This window comes from Nostoc sp. UHCC 0252 (assembly GCF_034931145.1).
Taxonomy (GTDB): Bacteria; Cyanobacteriota; Cyanobacteriia; order Cyanobacteriales; family Nostocaceae; genus Nostoc.
The window spans coordinates 204,671-222,766 of sequence record NZ_JAYGHE010000003.1 but is presented as its reverse complement, the minus strand read 5'-3'; the positions used below and the strand labels follow the sequence as shown (position 1 = coordinate 222,766).

Here is an 18,096-nt window from a genome sequence, read left to right as displayed (position 1 = left end):
TTGGGAATTGGGCAATAGTTCTTCTCCCCTGCCCCCTGCCCCCTTCTCCCTGCCTCATTCCCCATTCTTTATCCACAAGCACCTTGAAACTCTCCGAGCATTTTAACTTCTGGCTCTAAATTAATAGACCAGCGTTCTTGTACCTGATGTTGAATGTGGCGAATGAGACAGAAGATATCACTAGCTTTTGCCCCACCCCGATTAACAATAAAATTAGCATGAAGTAGTGCTACTTGCGCTCCCCCAATTTGGTAGCCTTTCAGACCAGTTTGTTCAATCAACCAACCAGCACTGTAAGGTTTGGGATTGCGGAACACACTTCCACAACTGGGGAAGTTGTACGGTTGGGTGCTTAAGCGATGCTTTTTGTGTTCTTTGGTGATTGCCACAACTTTTGCTGGGTCTGCACCTGGCGCAAGTTGTAAGGTGGCTTGGGTGACTATGCGATCGCCACCTTGCAATAATGAAGTTCGGTAGCTATAACCTAACTGTTCTGGGGTAAGAGTCTCCAGCGTCCCGTCGGGTGAAAGTACCTCGGCACTAACTAACATATCTGCGATACAGCTATTATGTGCCCCCGCATTCATCACCACCGCACCTCCGGCTGTTCCAGGGATACCAACAGCCCATTCCAACCCTTGCCATCCTAATTCTGCTGCCGCCCATGCCAAACTAGGAATTGATTCTCCAGCAGCAACGGTTAATTGACCGGTCTGGGGGTCAAAGTTACTGAAGCGGAGATGACGAGTCGCAATGACTAAGCCTGATATACCCCCGTCACTTACTAGGAGGTTAGAACCGGCTCCCAGTGTTGTCACCTTTAAATTACGTTCTTTTGCGTATTTAAGACTGGCTTGCAGTGCTTCTAAGTTTCGGGGTGCAACATACAAATCAGCTGCTCCTCCAACCCTATAGGAAGTAAAGGCTGACAAGCAAGCCTGGGGCTTGATCGCACAATCAGTATTTGGTAAATAAATTACTTCACTATCCACCGAATTAGTTGTTTGATGTTTCTTTGTATTCAAAGCAGAAACTGTGCAGACGTTTCCAACTGCCTGGGAAATGGTCATTTTTACTTTGTATGGGTAAAATTTTTAGATTAATTTACCGTAAGAATACGGTAACAGAGTTCATAGATGGAACCATTACTAGACGGGCGCTTTGCTCAGAAATGAAACTTTGCAAAGCCTCCACTTAAGATGTGGCTTTAGCAGGTTCGCAAAGTGCGGTAATTATTTCAGGAATCACCTGATTCAAGTTTCCAGCACCTAAAAACAGCGCCAAGTCTCCTGGGCGTAATGTTTTTAGCAAGTACTCATATACTGAGGGTAAAGTTGGTTGATAAACTACAGGAGAATGCTGTTTAGCAATTTCCGCCGCTAAATCTTCACCAGTAATTTGCCCTAAATTGGGTTCGCCTGCACTGTAAATATCAGTCAGCACAACCAAATCAGCATGGGTAAAGGACTCGGCAAATTCTTCTAAAAAGGTCAGTGTCCGGCTATAGCGATGGGGTTGGAAGATAGCAACTACTCTTTGCCCTGGTCTTGCCTGTAAACGGGCTGCGGCGAGAGTAACGCGAATCTCGCTAGGATGATGAGCATAGTCATCAATGAAGGTAATACCATCAACTTCACCCCGGAGTTCAAAGCGTCGTCTTGCTCCTTCAAAGGTGGCGATACCTTTAGCAATTTCTCCAAATTCTAAGCCCAAGACACGACCAACAGCAACTGCTGCCAGAGCATTGCTGAGATTGTGCCGACTGAGCAGCCGCAACTTCAACACGCCTAAAGCTTTGCCTCTTTCCCAAACCAAAGCCGTGGTGCCATCAGCACGGTAATCAATATTAGTAACGGAATAGTCAGCGTTGGTATCTGAGTGTAAGCTATAGCTGATTGTGGGTTGCAAGCGATCGCGCACTGTTGCACAGTCAATACTACCTATTAAAGTTTTACAACCCTTGGCAAATGTCTGGAAGGTGTCAATGACTTCTTCTAATGTATCGTAATGGTCAGGATGATCGAGTTCAATATTGGTGATAATGCCAATCTCTGGAGCGTGTTTTACCAAGGAACCATCAGATTCATCTGCTTCGGCTACCAAATATTGGCTTTGTCCCAATCGAGCATTCCCTTCCCAAGCATTGACTTCGCCACCTACTAGAATCGTTGGGTCTAGACCTGCTTCTAGAAGCATATAGCCAATCATGCTACTAGTTGTAGTTTTGCCGTGTGTTCCTGCTACTGCGATACTGTGGTAATCGGCAATTAAGGCGGCTAGTACATCTGAACGATGTAAAACTGGACAACCTAATTCTAGTGCTGCTTTGTATTCTAAATTATTAGTGTTAATTGCTGTTGAACAAATGACTTGAGGCAGTTTTGACTTAGTATCAGTAGGTAATTGTTCTTGTGAATTTAATACTTGAGGGCGAAAGAATTCGAGATTACTTGCCTCTTGTTTACCAAAAATATGAGCGCCGATAGATTCCAATTTGTGCGTAATGTGGTTAGGACGAAGATCCGAACCCGATACTGGAAATTGACGCTTGGCGAGAACGTATGCCAGAGCAGACATACCTATGCCACCGATACCAATAAAATGAAATGGTCTACCACTAAAATCTACAGAATTAGTCATTTCTTGCTCCTTTTACACCACACCACACCATAATCACAAAAGACACGCGTATCATAACAGGAATTTGATTTTTACCGTAACTACTCCTATATAGTGTTTATGTTTAATGCCCAGATGATGTTTCTGGTCTGATTTTCCTGGTTCAGAATGATTTTACCTTGGTTGGAGGTTTTTACTATTTCTGAACTGTTGTTAAGATTATTCTGAAAATTTTGGCTACATCGGGAAAGAAATTCTTGTAATGTCAAATACATATTTTTGGCTACCTTACTGGAATTGGCTACATAATACATTGTTTAGTGAAACTGATTTTAAATTGCATCAAGTATAGGCACGAATTGAGTACAATAGTACATTGGCAATGAAAGTATTTTTCAATTGCATAAAACCCAGGCATAACTGGATGCAACAACTCGCAATTTTTGGTGGCACATTTGATCCGATTCACTGGGGACACCTGCTCATAGCCGAGACAGCAATGCAAGAAGTATCCCTTAAAAAGGTAATTTGGGTGCCATCCCTAAATCCGCCTCACAAAGAAGCAGCCTTGTTTGAGCATCGTGTGGAAATGCTGCAATTAGCCATAGAAGATAACCCAGCGTTTACTGTCTCACTAGTGGAGGCAAATCGCTCTGGGACTTCCTACGCCATTAACACCCTAATTGACTTATCTGCTTCTTATCCAAATACTCACTGGTACTGGATTGTCGGCTTGGATACTTTCCAAACCTTACCCCGTTGGTATCGGGGACACGAACTAGCACAAATGTGTGATTGGTTAATCGCACCCCGACTGCTAGGTGGTGAGACTATAACTCAAAGCAAATTAATCTGCAAGCAAGTGGAGCAACAACTGAGGGAGCAGTCATATACCATTCACTGGCAATTATTGAATATACCTTTAGTTGGAGTTTCGTCAAGTCTAATTCGCAAATTGTGCCGCGAACGCCAGTCAATTCGTTATTTAGTCCCGGAATCGGTCAGATCATATATCACTAACAACAATCTCTACTCTTACAAATCTGAATAAATTATGTGTTTTTTTATTGATCTAACACTTTATGGTTAAAAGTGCCCCCCCCCTTTGCGATATGATTGGGGTCAACGATATCAACATATAAGCATAAATACAGAGGGCAAGACACTGTGATTAGAGTTGCAATCAACGGTTTCGGGCGGATTGGACGTAACTTTGCGCGTTGCTGGGTGGGTAGAGAGAATAGCAGAATTGATCTTGTCGCTATTAATGACACGTCAGACCCTAGAACTAATGCTCACCTGCTGAAGTATGACTCGATGCTAGGTAAGATCAAAGGTGCTGAGATTAGTGCCGATGATAACTCTATCATCGTGAACGGTAAGACCATTAAGTGCGTATCCGATCGCAACCCAGAAAACTTGCCCTGGAGAGATTGGGGAATTGACCTAATTATCGAAGCAACCGGGGTGTTTACTAGCAAAGAAGGAGCGCTGAAGCATGTGAATGCTGGAGCTAAGAAAGTTCTGATCACCGCTCCTGGTAAAAACGAGGATGGCACTTTTGTGGTTGGTGTGAATCATCATGATTATGACCACAACAAACACCACATTATCAGTAACGCTAGCTGTACTACCAACTGCTTGGCACCAATCGCCAAGGTGTTGAACGATAAGTTCGGCATCATCAAAGGTACGATGACCACCACCCACAGCTATACAGGCGATCAGCGCTTGCTAGACGCTTCCCACCGGGATTTGCGACGGGCGAGGGCCGCAGCGATAAACATTGTACCCACTTCTACTGGTGCAGCAAAAGCAGTAGCGCTGGTTATCCCAGACTTGAAAGGCAAGCTTAATGGCGTTGCCTTGCGTGTACCAACCCCGAACGTCTCAATGGTAGATTTCGTAGTTCAGGTTGAGAAGCGTACTATTACTGAAGAAGTTAACCAAGCTCTCAAAGATGCTGCTGAGGGCCCACTTAAAGGCATTTTGGACTATAGCCAATTAGAACTGGTATCTTCCGATTATCAAGGTAGCGATGCTTCTTCGATTGTTGATGCTAGCTTGACTTTGGTTATGGGCAATGACTTAGTAAAAGTTATGGCGTGGTATGACAACGAGTGGGGTTACAGCCAACGAGTTTTGGATTTAGCAGAATTGGTTGCTGAGAAGTGGCAATAATTTGTCATTGGTCATTGGTCATTGGTCATTAGAAAAAGGACAAATGACAAAGCACTATTGACCAAAATGTTGAAATCCCTGACTGAGACTTAGAACTTGGTCAGGGAATTTTTTTTGTTCGTCGTGTAATAGTACTGTTGAGCCGGGTGTAATATTGCCTACGATCGCAGCACCTTGACCAAGATGTTGTACTAGGGTTAATGCTGACTTTTGTGGCAAGCAAAGCACTAATTCAAAGTCTTCGCCACCGTATAGAGCATAAGCTAGCGCTTGCTCTTGTGTCAGCCAATGGTCAAAAGCTGTCGGCATGGAAATTTGTCTGCGTTCTAAGACAGCGCCAACGCCACTGGCGCGACAAATTTGAATAATTGCGTCTGCCAAACCATCGCTACTATCCATACCAGCTACAGGAATTTTAGATTTTAGGTCGCACCTTTGGTGCGCTTCCAGCGCAACTTGGATTTGGGATTGAGATTCTAAAATTTTCCAGAGGATTGGTAAGACATCTAATCGTGGCTGTGGGCGCTGGTGGGCGCGGATTAGAGCCGTGCGTTCTATATCTTTGAGGTTTTGTCCTAATTCGGGGTGTAAGAGCAGTTCTAAGCCAGCGTGGGAGGCTCCATGAATACCTGTAGCAACGATCGCATCCCCCACAACAGCAGCAGAACGGCGGATAATTTGACTGGGGTGAACTTGGCCAAAAGCGGTAATTGCCAAAGTTGTCACAGGCGATCGCACCACATCCCCCCCGACAATTGAGGTATTGTATTTTTGTAGGCATTGTGTCATTCCCTGGTACAGTCGCTCCACCCAACTCACCTTAACCTCACCGGGGAGTCCCAACCCGACGGTAATTCCCAATGGGGAAGCACCCATTGCTGCTAAATCTGATAAATTGGCAGCAGCAGCCCGCCAACCAGCATCTTCTGGGGAAGTGGTGAGGTTGCTAAAATGTACGCCATCAATCAGCACATCTGTAGTCACTACCAAAGATTGCTCTGGTGAAGTCTCAAGTACTGCTGCATCATCTCCAATAATTTCTGGGGGACAAAAGCGTTGCAATCTTTCTAAAAGACCTTGTTCACCAATATCTTGTACTTGTAGGAGAGATAAATCACTGTTCACAATCGGTTTTCCGTGCTGCAAAATTACTAAGAAAACTGATGATTTGCTTTACTGTTTAATATAAGGGTATCGTCTAGGAGTCAGTTGGGATGGTAACAACACCAGTAACCAGCATCACGTTTGAGGAGTACTTAATTTATGATGATGGTAACGGTTTTCATTATGAATTGGTGGATGGCAAGCTAGAGCTAATGAACCCACCAACTATTGAACATTTTCTAATTGTCGATTTTTTGGATACTGCTTTCAAAGCAGAAATTAAACGTTGTAGCTCACCTTGGCTGTGTTTTCGAGAAAGTGGGGTGAGAACGGGGAGAAATAAATCTAGGTTGACTGATTTGTGTGTGGTGACGGTGGAGCAAGCCAGAGAATTGTTAAATACTTCAGCAGTATTTCAGTCGCCGCCGTTACTAATTGTCGAGGTGGTAAGTCCAGAATCGGTTAAGCGGGATTATCGTCATAAGCGTTCTGAATATGCGGCCTTAGAGGTTCCTGAATATTGGATTGTAGACCCACTGGAAGCCAAGGTTTCAGTGTTACTACTCGAAGATGGATTTTATGAAGAAACAGTTTTTACAGCCACTCAGCAAATAGTATCACGGACTTTTCCAGAATTGGCCGTTGCAGTTGATCAGATATTCACCGCCGGTAATTTAAATCAGGGGAGAAGCGATTAATCGCGTCTGTACAGGAATTATTCTCCCCCTACTCTCTTCTTATGCTGCTTGCGGCTCAACCAGATTTTCTATTCCTTTAACGACTTTTGCCGATTCAATTTTGTCACCCGCCTTCAGTTTATCCAAAACTTCCTTGCCTTCAGTTAAATAGCCAAAAACGGCATAGCGACCATCTAACAGGTTGCGTCCGGCAGGGGTCAGTTCTGGTTCAAACAGAAAGAAGAAAAATTGCGATGAACCACCATTTACTTCACTTTCAGGACGAGCCATGACTACTGCACCAAAAGCAGAGAAAGGCAGAACTGGCATATCAACGTAACGTCCAGCTTGTTCTAGAGTAATACCATAAGTAGGTGCTTTATCACCCTCAACTAGAACTTCTAAAGGAATAGCGCGATATTTGCCCGTTTTAGGATCAATGTAACCTACGTCTTTCCCTGCGGGATCTCCAGTTTGCAGAAAATAAGATTCTTCAGAACGGGTAAATTCTAAGCCATTATAAAAACCCCTCTGCACCAAATCTACAAAATTACCAGCAGTCACAGGGGCACTATAACCATCTACTACCAGGGTCAAATCGCCTTTATTGGTTTTGATTTCTACAGTGGCACGACCTTTAAGTTGTGGCAGGTTACTGTACTCAGTAGGGACTTCAAAGGGAAATTCTTTCACCATTGACTCTTCTATCTGAGTCACAAGATTTAGAAGTTTGCCCCTCTCTTGCAGAATTTGTTCTTTATCTTTACTCTTCGCCAATTCTTCTAATTTACCCACCCCAGATTTCAACTCGGTAATCCAAGCTTCGGCTTGGGGTTGGCGTTCTTCGGGAACGCTTGTTAAGATTTGGGAGGGTTTATCGAGAATACGGGATGCTTGGCTGATGTCTTTGGAAATAGCACCCCATCGCCGATTTGCCCGCAGTTGGGCAGAAATGTCCTCTAAACTAGCTTGTAGTTGCCGTACAGATTTGTTATCTATCGGGAGTGCATACCGTAACAAAGCCTTACCGTCGGTGATTGCGTTGCCAGCTGGCAGTGCGGCGCTACTAGAGGGAGTCCACCCAGCTGTAGTTATGCCTAAAAATATTGTTACCAGCAGTATTGTCATTAGGCTGTTCTTCAGCCAGGATTTTAATAAGTTAAACATGGGATAACTCAAATGCAGCATTAAATTGTTGACTGGACGTAACCCATCAATAATCTTCCCACGTTAAGGGCAGAGGACAAATGACAAATGACAAATGACAAATGCCCAATGACGACCCCAGAAGGGTACAATAAATGCCGATTGTCTTCCAAAATTTGAAAGTTTCATGATCTCCAGTAACGACTTTCGACCCGGTGTTTCAATTGTATTGGATGGGTCTGTATGGCGAGTGCTTGAATTCCTACACGTCAAGCCAGGCAAAGGTTCTGCCTTTGTCCGAACTAAGTTAAAAAATGTCCAGAGCGGGAGCGTAATGGAAAAAACGTTCCGAGCTGGGGAAACTGTGCCCCAAGCTACTCTAGAAAAAAGCACGATGCAGCATACCTATAAAGAGGGCGATGAGTTCGTCTTTATGGATATGGAAACCTACGAAGAAGGCAGATTGACCCGCGCACAAATTGGCGATCGCGTCAAATACCTGAAGGAAGGTATGGAAGCTGAAGTTATTAAATGGGGCGACCAAGTGCTGGGAGTAGAATTGCCTAAGTCTGTGGTATTAGAAATTGTACAAACAGATCCAGGTTTAAAAGGTGATACTGCCACAGGTGGCTCAAAACCCGCAACTTTGGAAACTGGTGCAATTGTGATGGTTCCTTTGTTTATTTCCCAAGGAGAACGCATCAAAGTTGATACCCAAGAAGATAAGTATATCAGCAGGGAATAACTTTCATCTCTACAAAGATGCAAGTCCCGATTCAAATCCCGACATCTGGATTAAATCCCTGCCACACTTAAGATGCTAATTTACGGATAGGTCGAGGTAATAAAAACTGTGCCATTGGACTTTAATGAAATCCGCCAACTACTGGCAACTATCGCCCAAACAGATATTGCAGAAGTCACGCTTAAAAGCGATGACTTTGAACTAACAGTCCGTAAGGCTGTGAGCGTCAGCAATCAGATGTTGTCGGGAAGTCAACCGACCTTCGGCGGTGTGGTAGGTTCTGGCTCGACATCGGGTTCATCTGGCGGAAACCAGGTGAACGCGAGTCAGGTAACGGAGGTGTCCACATCTCGCGTGTTTGAGAATACTGGTACTAGCACACAATTGCAGTTGTCAGTTAATCCTCCCTCAATCATCGATCAGAGATTAGTGGAAGTGCCTTCCCCAATGGTGGGAACGTTTTATCGCGCTCCTGCACCTGGGGAAGCGGCATTTGTGGAAGTTGGCGATCGCGTCCGCAAGGGCCAAACAGTCTGTATCATTGAGGCCATGAAGCTAATGAATGAAATCGAAGCCGAAGTCTCTGGTCAGGTGATGGAAATTCTTCTCCAAAATGGTGACGCTGTAGAATATGGTCAACCTTTGATGCGAATTAACCCCGATTAAGTATTAATCTATATATCAAATGAGTCATCTAAAATGAGTCATTGTTAAAACTTCAGTCCTTGCGGGTTAATCCTGATGAAACAAACGTTGCCTTTACCGCCAGAAGTGGTGCAACAAGTAGCTGAATACTTCAGTCTGTTAAGTGAGCCGATGCGCTTGCGGCTGCTCCACTTATTACGGGATGAAGAAAAATGCGTGCAAGAATTGGTAGAGGCAACACAGACTTCTCAGGCAAATGTGTCAAAACACCTGAAGGTAATGTGGCAAGCAGGTATCCTTAGCCGCCGCAGTGAAGGAACTTGCGCCTATTACCGGGTGGAAGATGAAATGATTTTTGATTTGTGTAATCGGGTTTGCGATCGCCTTGCCACAAGGTTGGAAGAACAAGCCCGTAATTTTCGTGTGTTAAATACTAAACGTTAGGTCTTTTGTCATTTGTCATTTGTCCTTTGCTAATGACTAATGACTAATGACTCATGACCAATGACTAAAGTGGATAATTTTTCTCAAAGCTTTCACGAGTTAGTGGCTGTTGTAACTCTACACCTTCACCACCTAAAACATCCAACGGTTTGCCGTTTACATCAATGTACACCTTGGCTTTGGGATTTAAACTTGTCGCAGTATAAACAACTTGTCCCACACGGCCGATCATTGATGTGCTGCCACCACCACTGGTAAAATCTTCAGATAAATTAACGTGAACTTCGTCATTTTCTGATTTTAGCCCCAAAAGTTTGGTTCCTTTGGGGATAGTTGTGGAACCTGTCGCTTCGGCTGGCGGGCCTGCTAACAAACTTTGGAAAGCTGCTTCTAATGGCTGGTTAGGGCGTATAGAAGCGACTCTAACAGGCTGGGGGACTAAAGCAACACTTTTGTCCGTTGGTCTGAGCCAATAAACATTAGGGGTTTGCTCATTAGCTGGCTGCCTAGTTGATGGCTGTGCTGGTTCAGCGATGCGCCCAGAGGGATTTGACGGTGTGGGAGGATTGCTGGATTGTGTAGTAAACCAAGCCACACCACCACCCACCGCTACAACCACTGCTGAAACGGCTGCAATTGCGCCTGAAGAAATACGATTAGATCCTTGTTGGTCTTTCATGTTCAAAACCTTCCTGACTGAGGGCTGATATGGTAGTTATATGAGGAGCAGCCTGGTTAACGACGATACTTATAACTGAAGAGTTTCCCGCTACCTGGAGGAGACTTTACGCCTCAAAAGGCGATTATTTTTAATTTTGCAAGTCCCTGTTTTAATTTTAGAATTTATATTTCTAATCCGTCACCTACCAAATTATGTAAATTTGGGGAATTGGGAATGGGGAATGGGGAATTTTCTACTTTTTTATCTGTATTCCCCACTCCCTAATAAGCTTTAGCCTCTATCTATTGCGGCGGTAATCCATTGTTGGAGTGTAGTGGTAACTTCATCAATGACTATTTCTTGAGATTTGCGGGTGGCTCTTTCTACGACTTCGACTTTGCCATTAGCGATCGCGCGTCCGGTTACAATTCTATAAGGTATACCAATCAAGTCAGCATCTTTAAATTTCACTCCCGCCCGTTCGTCGCGGTCATCTAGTAGGGTTTCAATTCCGGCTTGATTGAGTTCTGTGTAAAGTTTTTGGGCGACTTCTATTTGTTGAGCATCCTTAATGTTAGGAATTGTGACGATCGCGTGATAAGGTGCGATCGCAACTGGCCAAATAATCCCATCTTTATCATAAGATTGCTCTACAGCAGCTTGGGCTAACCGCGACACGCCTACACCAAAACAACCCATAAATAGCGGCTTTTCTTCACCCTGTTCATTTGTATAAGTTGCTCCCATCGCTTGGGAATATTTAGTGCCTAATTGGAAAATATGACCGGCTTCGATTCCACGGGCGCTTTGTAAGGTTTGTTCTGGGTTATGGATGGCGCGATCGCCTCGTCTTGACTTGCGAATATCTACTACTCGCTCTGGTAACTTAAATTGCTCACCCCAATTAGCACCAACTACGTGATAACCAGCTTCATTCGCACCTGTAACAAAGTTTTTTAAATCAACGGCTGTTTGCTCCACCAAGCGCAAAAACTTGGGATGGATCTGTTTATTAGCAGCAATATACTCATCTGCGATATCTGGCGCAATGTAGCCTAAAGGTAGAGATTTGGCTGTCCATGTTTGCTGGGCTTCTACATTTGGTACATTCAAACTAATAATAGTTTTAGCGCCATATTCCGAAGCTAATTTAGTCAGTTCATTTTGCAACTTGACTTCATTAACTTCCTGATCGCCTCGAATGTTCACCAGAACTAACACGGTTATACCATTATCATAAACCGTCTGATAAAGGACATTTTTCACCAATTGGGTCGGAGAACAGTTGAGGAGTTGACAGACCTTTTCAATCGTCTCTGTTCCAGGTGTATCCCGTTTTTCGTAAGTTGTAAACCGTGAGATTTCCGCGTCAATTGGTAAAGAAACAGCCTTTTCTACGTTCGCGGCGTATTTACCATCCTCAGTGTAGAGAACTTCATCTTCACCAGCTTCTGCCAAAATCATAAATTCTGTGGAACCAGAACCACCAATTGCACCAGAATCGGCTTCCACTGCCCGAAAAGCTAAACCAGAACGTCGCAGAATATTGCTGTAGGCTTTATACATATCCTGGTAAGTTTCTTTGAGGCTGGCTTCATCGGTATGGAACGAGTAGCCGTCCTTCATGATAAACTCGCGTCCGCGCATCAAACCAAAGCGGGGACGAATTTCATCGCGGAATTTAGTTTGAATTTGGTAGAGGTGTAGGGGTAATTGGCGATAAGAGCGAATCATATCACGAGCGATCGCTGTGATTACTTCTTCATGAGTTGGGCCTAATCCTAATTGTTGCTCACGGCGGTCAATTAGGGAAAACATGATCCCCTCAGCTTTGGTGTAAGTGTCCCAGCGTCCCGATTCCTTCCATAATTCAGCAGGTTGTAATTGCGGTAAGAGACATTCTTGTGCGCCTGTAGCGTTCATTTCTTCTCGCACAATTTGGGAAACTTTTTGCAATACCCGCCACATTAACGGCAAATAAGCATAAAGACCACTACCGATGCGACGAATGTAGCCTGCACGGAGTAATAATTTATGGCTAGGAATCTCAGCATCAGCTGGATCGTCCCGGAGTGTAACGAATAACATTTGTGACAGTCGCATCGTTTATAGCCTTTCTTTGATCGCTAATTTCTATGTCAACTAAAGTATGAAGTATTAAGGATGAAGTACAAAGTACACAGCGTTATTTATTTTTCATTTTTACTTATTTTTTACTTATAGCCTTCCGGCTTTTTGATCGCAATTTTAGGAGAAAACTACTTTGGCAGATGTAATTTATCAAGCACAGCCACCCTTAGAATTTATTCCCCCGGCATTTAACCCCTTATTTCTCCGATTTGTCCATCTGTTGCTACCCAGTTGGATAAACTGGCAAACACCTATTACCCAAATTGAAGCAGACAACGTAGAGGTGCTGGTGGATCTCTATCGCCAGTTTCAGGAGGGTAAGATCCGTTTTATGCTGGCATTTCGCCATCCGAAAACAGACGATCCGTTTTGTTTGGCTTACTTGTTATCTCAACTAGTACCAAAGATAGCGCGATCGCAAGATACAACACTACAACATCCCATTCACGCCCATTTTATCTACGATCGCGGCATTCCTCTCTGGGCAGGTTCCCACGTTGGTTGGATTGCTTCTCGTTTAGGGGGGACTCCGATTCAGCGAGGTAAGGCTGACTGGACAGGGTTACGTTCGGCGCGTGACTTGTTTGCCAATGGGAAATTTCCGATGGCGGCTGCGCCAGAGGGTGCAACTAATGGTTTATCGGAGAATATCAGCCCCTTGGAACCTGGTATTGCCCAATTAGGCTTTTGGTGTGCTGAAGATTTGCACAAAGCTGAACGCCCCGAACAGGTTCTAATTGTACCAGTTGGGATTAAATATAGTTACGTTGATGCTCCTTGGGGTGCGATCGCTAATCTTTTAAGTGAAATGGAAGCGGCTAGTGGTTTACCTGTGAATGCATCAGAACATGCTTCTATAGAGTCGCTTTATCCCCGGTTATTAACCTTGGCAGAACATCTACTTTCGCTGATGGAAAAATTTTACATGCGCTTTTATCATCTAAAGCTGCCAGATGCCAAAACAGCAGTGGGAGAAATCGAAGATAGAAATGAAGCGCTAGCAGTTCGTTTACAAGCTTTGTTAAATGCTGCACTACAAATATCAGAACAGTATTTTGATTTACAGTCAAAAGGTAGTTTAAGGGATCGATGTCAACGAGTAGAACAAGCAGGGTGGAATTATATATTTAGAGAAGATTTTAAGGATGTAAAAGGAATATCTGCTGTAGAGAAAGCTTTAGGCGATCGCGTTGCTGAAGAAGCGGATGCACGGATGTGGCACATGCGGTTAGTAGAAAGTTTTGTGGCAGTTTCTGGTAATTATATTCGTGAGAACCCGACGGTAGAAAGGTTTGCTGAGACGACTTTAATTTTATGGAAGATGATTGCCAAAATCAAAGGCGATAAAAGTGTACAGCGTCCACAATTGGGTAAGCAAAAAGTCAAAATTACTGTGGGTGAACCCATATCTATTTCTGAGCGTTACCCAGCGTATAAGGAAAATCGTTTAGGTGCTAGACAAGCTGTTGCTGATGTGACGAATGATTTGCAACACGCGCTGGAAGGATTGATTTGAAAAACATGGAACTGATATGCTCATTATCTTATAATATTTGGTAGTTGCTTTAGAATCTTTGGATATGCAAGATTATTACTAAAAGGTTGTAAAACTTAATTGACTACCATTGGTTCCTATCAGGTAAAAGTCCGAATTCAATCGACGGTTGAGGAAATAGCTTTTCTTTCCCCAGCTAGAGAAAACGATATGCCGAACGATTGGTTCTGTAACTGGTTAAACTTCTGGAAAAATACTAGTTTTGATTGTCAAAACATAGTCAAACTCGTTTATGAGGGAAAAGTTTGGGGATTAGTGCAATATGGACTTTATCCCTATCCTGGATATCCCTATTTTCTAGAAATAGAACATATAGAAGCCCATCCTACAAGTCGAGGAGATGTTGCTGAACGGTTAATTGAACCAATCGGCAAATGGTTAATCTGGTATGCAACCAAGGTGGGTCTGAAATTTTGTCAAACACAAGCAGATGAGCCGCTAATTATTCTGGAAGCTATAGATACATCTGTGTCATACTATAGAGATAAAGTGCAGATGGAATATCTTGGATTCGCACGCAGCACTCCTAGAGAAGATTTATATGGCTTCAGATTTTCACGAACAGCAGCAGCAAAATTCTGTCAGCTACACGAAAGTCAATGGGGAGAGGCAAAGCTATATGAGCAGTGATGAAATAAGAGTAGGATCGAGTGAGATGATGACTCACGCCCAACGGCAAGCTTTTCTAAAAACATCTCCTTTGGGAAAACTATTTGGTGTTGCACATTTACTGCCTGAAGTCGAAGAAACGACAAATATAGAGTGTGCCCAGGTAACTAATGCAAAAGTAGAGATTATATTATCGGTTAGTGAAAAAATGTTTCTACAAAATGTTCTTAAAATCTACCATTCCTATTTCGGAAAATTTTATTTTGCCTTGGTTTTATCTTTAAAAGATAATTTAGCTTAATAAACCTTAGTACGGCAACCTGGAACACTTTACAATACGGAAAATAATTAAAAATTTTGCATTTGCAGAGGTTAATTATGGAAACTACAACTAAAAGACAAGAGTTGTTAAAAGCAATCAATCAAAGACTAGAACAAGCTTATGAAGATACTTTAGAAGATATTCTAGAACTGTTAGATATTAGAAAAGCAGAGGATCAAGAGGATATTAAAGCCTTTGAAGAAGCTGAAAATGAACCTACGATTACTTGGGAACAGTACAAACAAGAATTAGAATCGTGACTTATCAAATAGAACTTTCTAACAAGGCTGCGAAACAATTAAAAAAATTATCTGCTGATATCCGAGATAAAATTAACGAGAAAATTTTAGAACTGGCTGACAACCCTCGTCCTAGCGGCGTTGTCAAGCTAGAAAATACTGGCAATAAATATCGTATTCGTGTTGGCAATTATCGGATTTTGTACGAGATTCAAGATGATGTACTGATAGTTAAAGTTGTCAGAGTAGGGCATCGAAGAGATGTTTATCGAGATGAATAGATTGTCAAGTTAATACTAATTACTCAATCTACTTTTGCAGCAATTTTATAATTATATTCCAGAAAATATCTTAGATAAATCCAGTAAAAAATCAGGGAAACATGGCAGATTAACTGACTCATTTGGCAGATAAATGAACTTGCGACGATAACCAAATTTACCTCGCAAATCTTGATAAGGTTCGCTATAGCACTCCAGATAATTATCTACTAAATTAAATATCCAATAATCAGAAATCCCTGTTTCTGCATAAATAGGTAGTTTTTCTTGTTGGTCATATTTTAAGGTGAATCGGCAATCTCAATTAAGAGTAAAATATCAGATGGGCTGGGATGATTCGCTAGATAGTCATCATCTCTATTTTTTGCAATTACTCTATCGGGTTCAGGCTCACTGTTGTTAGACAAAGTAATTGGTTGTTGTCCTCGCAAGGTTGCGCGATCGCCCACTATTTTATATAATTCTCTCTCTAGGCGTGTTTTACAAACAGAGTGCGGTGTACCTTTTGCTGCCATCTGGATTATTTCACCCTTAATTAGCTCAACTCGCTCATTCTCCTCAAAGAAGCCGAGTTCAGCTAGACGGTGATATTCAGCTATAGTAAAGCGTTTAGCGGTGGTAAGGCTCATAACAACTACGAGAATGCAGAGTTATTTTTATCTTAATATAGCTGTAGCTGATTAGACTCCACCGATAGAAGATGATAGAATATCTCGTTCTTCTTCTTTATCAGGTTCTGTAACTGTTTCTATACTTACACCTTTCCAAGGGAAGCTGAAATCTGGATGAATATTTTTGAGTTCATCAATAGATTTCAAGAAAAAATCTTTAATAGCAGATAGCTGGTCTTTTTCAGATAAAAATTCTTGTAGGCTTTTTCGATAAAAAATAGCTGACCATGCTGGCAAAATAGTTAAGTTCTCAGGAGTCCATATACTGGGCTTATCGTTAATTACTTTCTGCATGGATTCAATAATTTTTGGGCGTTCTACAAAACCAGGAGAAACTTCTAAACATATACCTAGATATGGATACTCAGTGGAACTGTCTGGATTTAAATTAAAGTATCCAAGACCACACCAGAAGTTATTGCCTGAAAACCTAGTATAGATAATATATCTACTAGACCATTTCCATTGAGTCCTACTTGCTGCACCGTTGATAACACCTCCAAAAGCTAGCTTGAATTCGCGTTGTACTTCTTCACCGAGAGTTGATTCCATGAGATTGAGAGTTTTGTTGTAATTCACCATTGTCAATAAGTCAACCGATGAAAATTGATTAGTGTGAGACATTCCATTTTTCCTCATGAAAATTAATATTTCTTGGGCTAAGATATCAGTCGAGTGTTGTTGTAAGCGGGCATAAAATTGATGCCACCTCAATTGATAAAAATTTACCTTTGGCTCTAAATCAAATGCTGGAGTTTTAATTTCTTCTTTTGGATCATAATCACGGGTTATGTAAATCAAAATTCGATGTCTGATATTTGGTAAATTACTCAAAATATCAGCATATTTTTCTAACGCATTTCTATCATCACGAGAGCCAACTTTTGATTCAATAAATATTACATCTGTAGTTAAACCAGTTGACAGTTCAACTACAATATCAAGTCTGCTATCTTCTGTATGGCTTTCAAGTGCTTTGTGTTCTTGTTGAGTTGAAATCTTGATGTTGGAATAATTATCATCACTAATGATTGAGTGATGTTTTAACCAATCAAGTAAAATATCATTATTCAGTGACAGGAAATAAGCAACAATCTCAGTAAAAAAATCTTCACGCGGTTTGTTCCCTAAATGCAGATTGAGTAAATTGGTAAACAAAGACATTTATTTTTAAGTATTTAAGGTAATTCCAAAAAAGCAAATATACCGGGCGATTAGAAATCGCGGCTATACAAACAAAGTCCACCTCCGTGGACTAAGAAAAAATCAACAGTTTTTAACCTGCGGAGGCAGGTTTTGTCTGTGTAGCCGTGACTTCTAGTCGCCTGGCTAGTAATAAATTAGACTTTTCAAACTAGCGTTGCAGCAGTTATAACTTAGCCGATCGCAGTTTGACAAGGTGTTATACAGAGATACTTACAACAAATAGGGGTAAAATTTTTACCCCTACAAAGTTATGTATTATTTTAAGAATAGCTAGAGAAGCCTATTACTATTGAGCTAAGTGACTTTCTAGCAAAGATGCGATCGCATCAGGATGAATATTCTTGTATTTCTTTTTACCAAGGTGTAAAACACAGTTGGGAGCGCTACCACAGCATTTTTGACAACTAGTATGTTCAATGGTAACTTTGTCTAACAAACCGCGATCGCACAAAGTTTTTTCTAATTCTGATAATAATCCTTTACCACCACGTTTCAGGCAACCGCCTTTTTGACATACCATAATCCTCGCTTTGATTGGAGGTGGTAATTCTTGCTTTGGACACCCATTAATTGGTGTCACCTGATAGGCTTTAATTTTAATTTCACTTGTACGCGAATCTATCTTACTATAACCACAAATGCGAACTTGCTGACCAGGAACTAAGGATGAACTTAGAGAACGGCGCAACTCTTTAGACAGTTTAATTTCTACATTTCCAGATGGAATTGCCAATTGCAAGTATTTATATTTTCCTGATTCACCACCAACAAAACCTAGTAACTGTCCCTCAAGGTTCAATTCTGATAACGTCAAATGTTTGTCACCCATGATTGATAAAAAGTTATTGGGAATTGGGAATT

The 18,096-nt window shown here is 42.1% G+C and carries 19 protein-coding genes and 1 pseudogene; 11 read left to right on the top strand and 9 right to left on the bottom strand.

Going from position 1 to position 18,096, the window contains the following annotated elements:
• Nucleotides 1-68: 68 nt before the first annotated feature.
• The gene (murB, locus tag VB732_RS03295) at nt 69-1,070 is read right to left on the bottom strand and encodes a UDP-N-acetylmuramate dehydrogenase (RefSeq protein ID WP_323229390.1); all 1,002 of its coding nucleotides are present in this window, start codon (nt 1,068-1,070) and stop codon (nt 69-71) included.
• 124 nt (nt 1,071-1,194) lie between these two features.
• Nucleotides 1,195-2,640 (bottom strand): UDP-N-acetylmuramate--L-alanine ligase, encoded by a 1,446-nt coding sequence (gene murC, locus VB732_RS03290; protein ID WP_323229389.1) that lies wholly within the window; start codon nt 2,638-2,640, stop codon nt 1,195-1,197.
• Between the two features lie 403 nt (nt 2,641-3,043).
• Here murC and nadD point away from each other — a divergent pair, with 403 nt between their 5' ends.
• Together nadD and VB732_RS03280 are read left to right on the top strand one after the other, a co-directional pair.
• Entirely contained in the window at nt 3,044-3,670 is a 627-nt protein-coding gene (nadD, locus tag VB732_RS03285; RefSeq protein ID WP_323229388.1) for a nicotinate (nicotinamide) nucleotide adenylyltransferase, read from the top strand.
• A gap of 116 nt (nt 3,671-3,786) precedes the next feature.
• A complete protein-coding gene (locus VB732_RS03280; RefSeq protein WP_323229387.1) occupies nt 3,787-4,800 on the top strand; it encodes a type I glyceraldehyde-3-phosphate dehydrogenase in 1,014 nt (337 codons plus the stop codon).
• A gap of 54 nt (nt 4,801-4,854) precedes the next feature.
• On the opposite strand, the gene thiL is transcribed toward VB732_RS03280, so the two are convergent.
• Nucleotides 4,855-5,925: a thiamine-phosphate kinase gene (gene thiL / locus VB732_RS03275; protein WP_323229386.1), complete on the bottom strand. Its 1,071-nt coding sequence runs from the start codon at nt 5,923-5,925 to the stop codon at nt 4,855-4,857.
• 89 nt (nt 5,926-6,014) lie between these two features.
• On the opposite strand from thiL, the gene VB732_RS03270 reads away from it, so the two are divergent.
• Nucleotides 6,015-6,602, top strand: a complete 588-nt coding sequence (locus VB732_RS03270; RefSeq protein ID WP_323229385.1) for a Uma2 family endonuclease — start codon at nt 6,015-6,017, stop codon at nt 6,600-6,602.
• 39 nt (nt 6,603-6,641) lie between these two features.
• On the opposite strand, the gene VB732_RS03265 is transcribed toward VB732_RS03270, so the two are convergent.
• Entirely contained in the window at nt 6,642-7,748 is a 1,107-nt protein-coding gene (locus tag VB732_RS03265; protein WP_323229384.1) for a peptidylprolyl isomerase, read from the bottom strand.
• Between the two features lie 166 nt (nt 7,749-7,914).
• On the opposite strand from VB732_RS03265, the gene efp reads away from it, so the two are divergent.
• From efp to VB732_RS03250, 3 genes are all read left to right on the top strand, one after another.
• Complete coding sequence (gene efp, locus VB732_RS03260; RefSeq protein WP_114083704.1) at nt 7,915-8,472, top strand: elongation factor P; 558 nt, start codon at nt 7,915-7,917, stop codon at nt 8,470-8,472.
• Between the two features lie 108 nt (nt 8,473-8,580).
• Complete coding sequence (gene accB / locus VB732_RS03255) at nt 8,581-9,138, top strand: acetyl-CoA carboxylase biotin carboxyl carrier protein (protein ID WP_323229382.1); 558 nt, start codon at nt 8,581-8,583, stop codon at nt 9,136-9,138.
• A 75-nt stretch (nt 9,139-9,213) separates the two neighbouring features.
• Nucleotides 9,214-9,561 carry an ArsR/SmtB family transcription factor gene (locus VB732_RS03250; RefSeq protein WP_193946708.1) on the top strand — a complete coding sequence of 116 codons (348 nt, stop codon included), beginning with the start codon at nt 9,214-9,216 and terminating at the stop codon, nt 9,559-9,561.
• A gap of 64 nt (nt 9,562-9,625) precedes the next feature.
• Here VB732_RS03250 and VB732_RS03245 read toward each other — a convergent pair whose 3' ends face one another.
• Both VB732_RS03245 and VB732_RS03240 read right to left on the bottom strand, forming a co-directional pair.
• Nucleotides 9,626-10,240: a GerMN domain-containing protein gene (locus tag VB732_RS03245; protein ID WP_323229380.1), complete on the bottom strand. Its 615-nt coding sequence runs from the start codon at nt 10,238-10,240 to the stop codon at nt 9,626-9,628.
• Between the two features lie 273 nt (nt 10,241-10,513).
• Nucleotides 10,514-12,325, bottom strand: coding sequence for a proline--tRNA ligase (locus VB732_RS03240; RefSeq protein ID WP_323229379.1), 1,812 nt, complete (start codon nt 12,323-12,325; stop codon nt 10,514-10,516).
• Nucleotides 12,326-12,485: 160 nt separating this feature from the next.
• On the opposite strand from VB732_RS03240, the gene VB732_RS03235 reads away from it, so the two are divergent.
• From VB732_RS03235 to VB732_RS03215, 5 genes are all read left to right on the top strand, one after another.
• Nucleotides 12,486-13,868 (top strand): 1-acyl-sn-glycerol-3-phosphate acyltransferase, encoded by a 1,383-nt coding sequence (locus tag VB732_RS03235; protein WP_323229378.1) that lies wholly within the window; start codon nt 12,486-12,488, stop codon nt 13,866-13,868.
• A 99-nt stretch (nt 13,869-13,967) separates the two neighbouring features.
• A complete protein-coding gene (locus tag VB732_RS03230; RefSeq protein ID WP_323229377.1) occupies nt 13,968-14,537 on the top strand; it encodes a hypothetical protein in 570 nt (189 codons plus the stop codon).
• A complete protein-coding gene (locus tag VB732_RS03225) occupies nt 14,527-14,817 on the top strand; it encodes a protochlorophyllide oxidoreductase (RefSeq protein ID WP_323229376.1) in 291 nt (96 codons plus the stop codon). The genes VB732_RS03230 and VB732_RS03225 overlap by 11 nt, the downstream gene beginning before the upstream one ends.
• A gap of 77 nt (nt 14,818-14,894) precedes the next feature.
• Nucleotides 14,895-15,098: a hypothetical protein gene (locus VB732_RS03220; protein ID WP_323229375.1), complete on the top strand. Its 204-nt coding sequence runs from the start codon at nt 14,895-14,897 to the stop codon at nt 15,096-15,098.
• A complete protein-coding gene (locus tag VB732_RS03215) occupies nt 15,095-15,358 on the top strand; it encodes a type II toxin-antitoxin system RelE/ParE family toxin (protein ID WP_323229374.1) in 264 nt (87 codons plus the stop codon). The genes VB732_RS03220 and VB732_RS03215 overlap by 4 nt, the downstream gene beginning before the upstream one ends.
• A 51-nt stretch (nt 15,359-15,409) precedes the next feature.
• On the opposite strand, the pseudogene VB732_RS03210 reads toward VB732_RS03215, so the two are convergent.
• From VB732_RS03210 to VB732_RS03200, 3 genes and pseudogenes are all read right to left on the bottom strand, one after another.
• A pseudogene (locus VB732_RS03210) lies at nt 15,410-15,987 on the bottom strand (Uma2 family endonuclease).
• 51 nt (nt 15,988-16,038) lie between these two features.
• Nucleotides 16,039-17,193 carry a PD-(D/E)XK nuclease family protein gene (locus VB732_RS03205; protein WP_323229373.1) on the bottom strand — a complete coding sequence of 385 codons (1,155 nt, stop codon included), beginning with the start codon at nt 17,191-17,193 and terminating at the stop codon, nt 16,039-16,041.
• A 328-nt stretch (nt 17,194-17,521) separates the two neighbouring features.
• Nucleotides 17,522-18,064, bottom strand: a complete 543-nt coding sequence (locus VB732_RS03200) for a (2Fe-2S) ferredoxin domain-containing protein (RefSeq protein WP_323229405.1) — start codon at nt 18,062-18,064, stop codon at nt 17,522-17,524.
• Nucleotides 18,065-18,096: the final 32 nt, after the last annotated feature.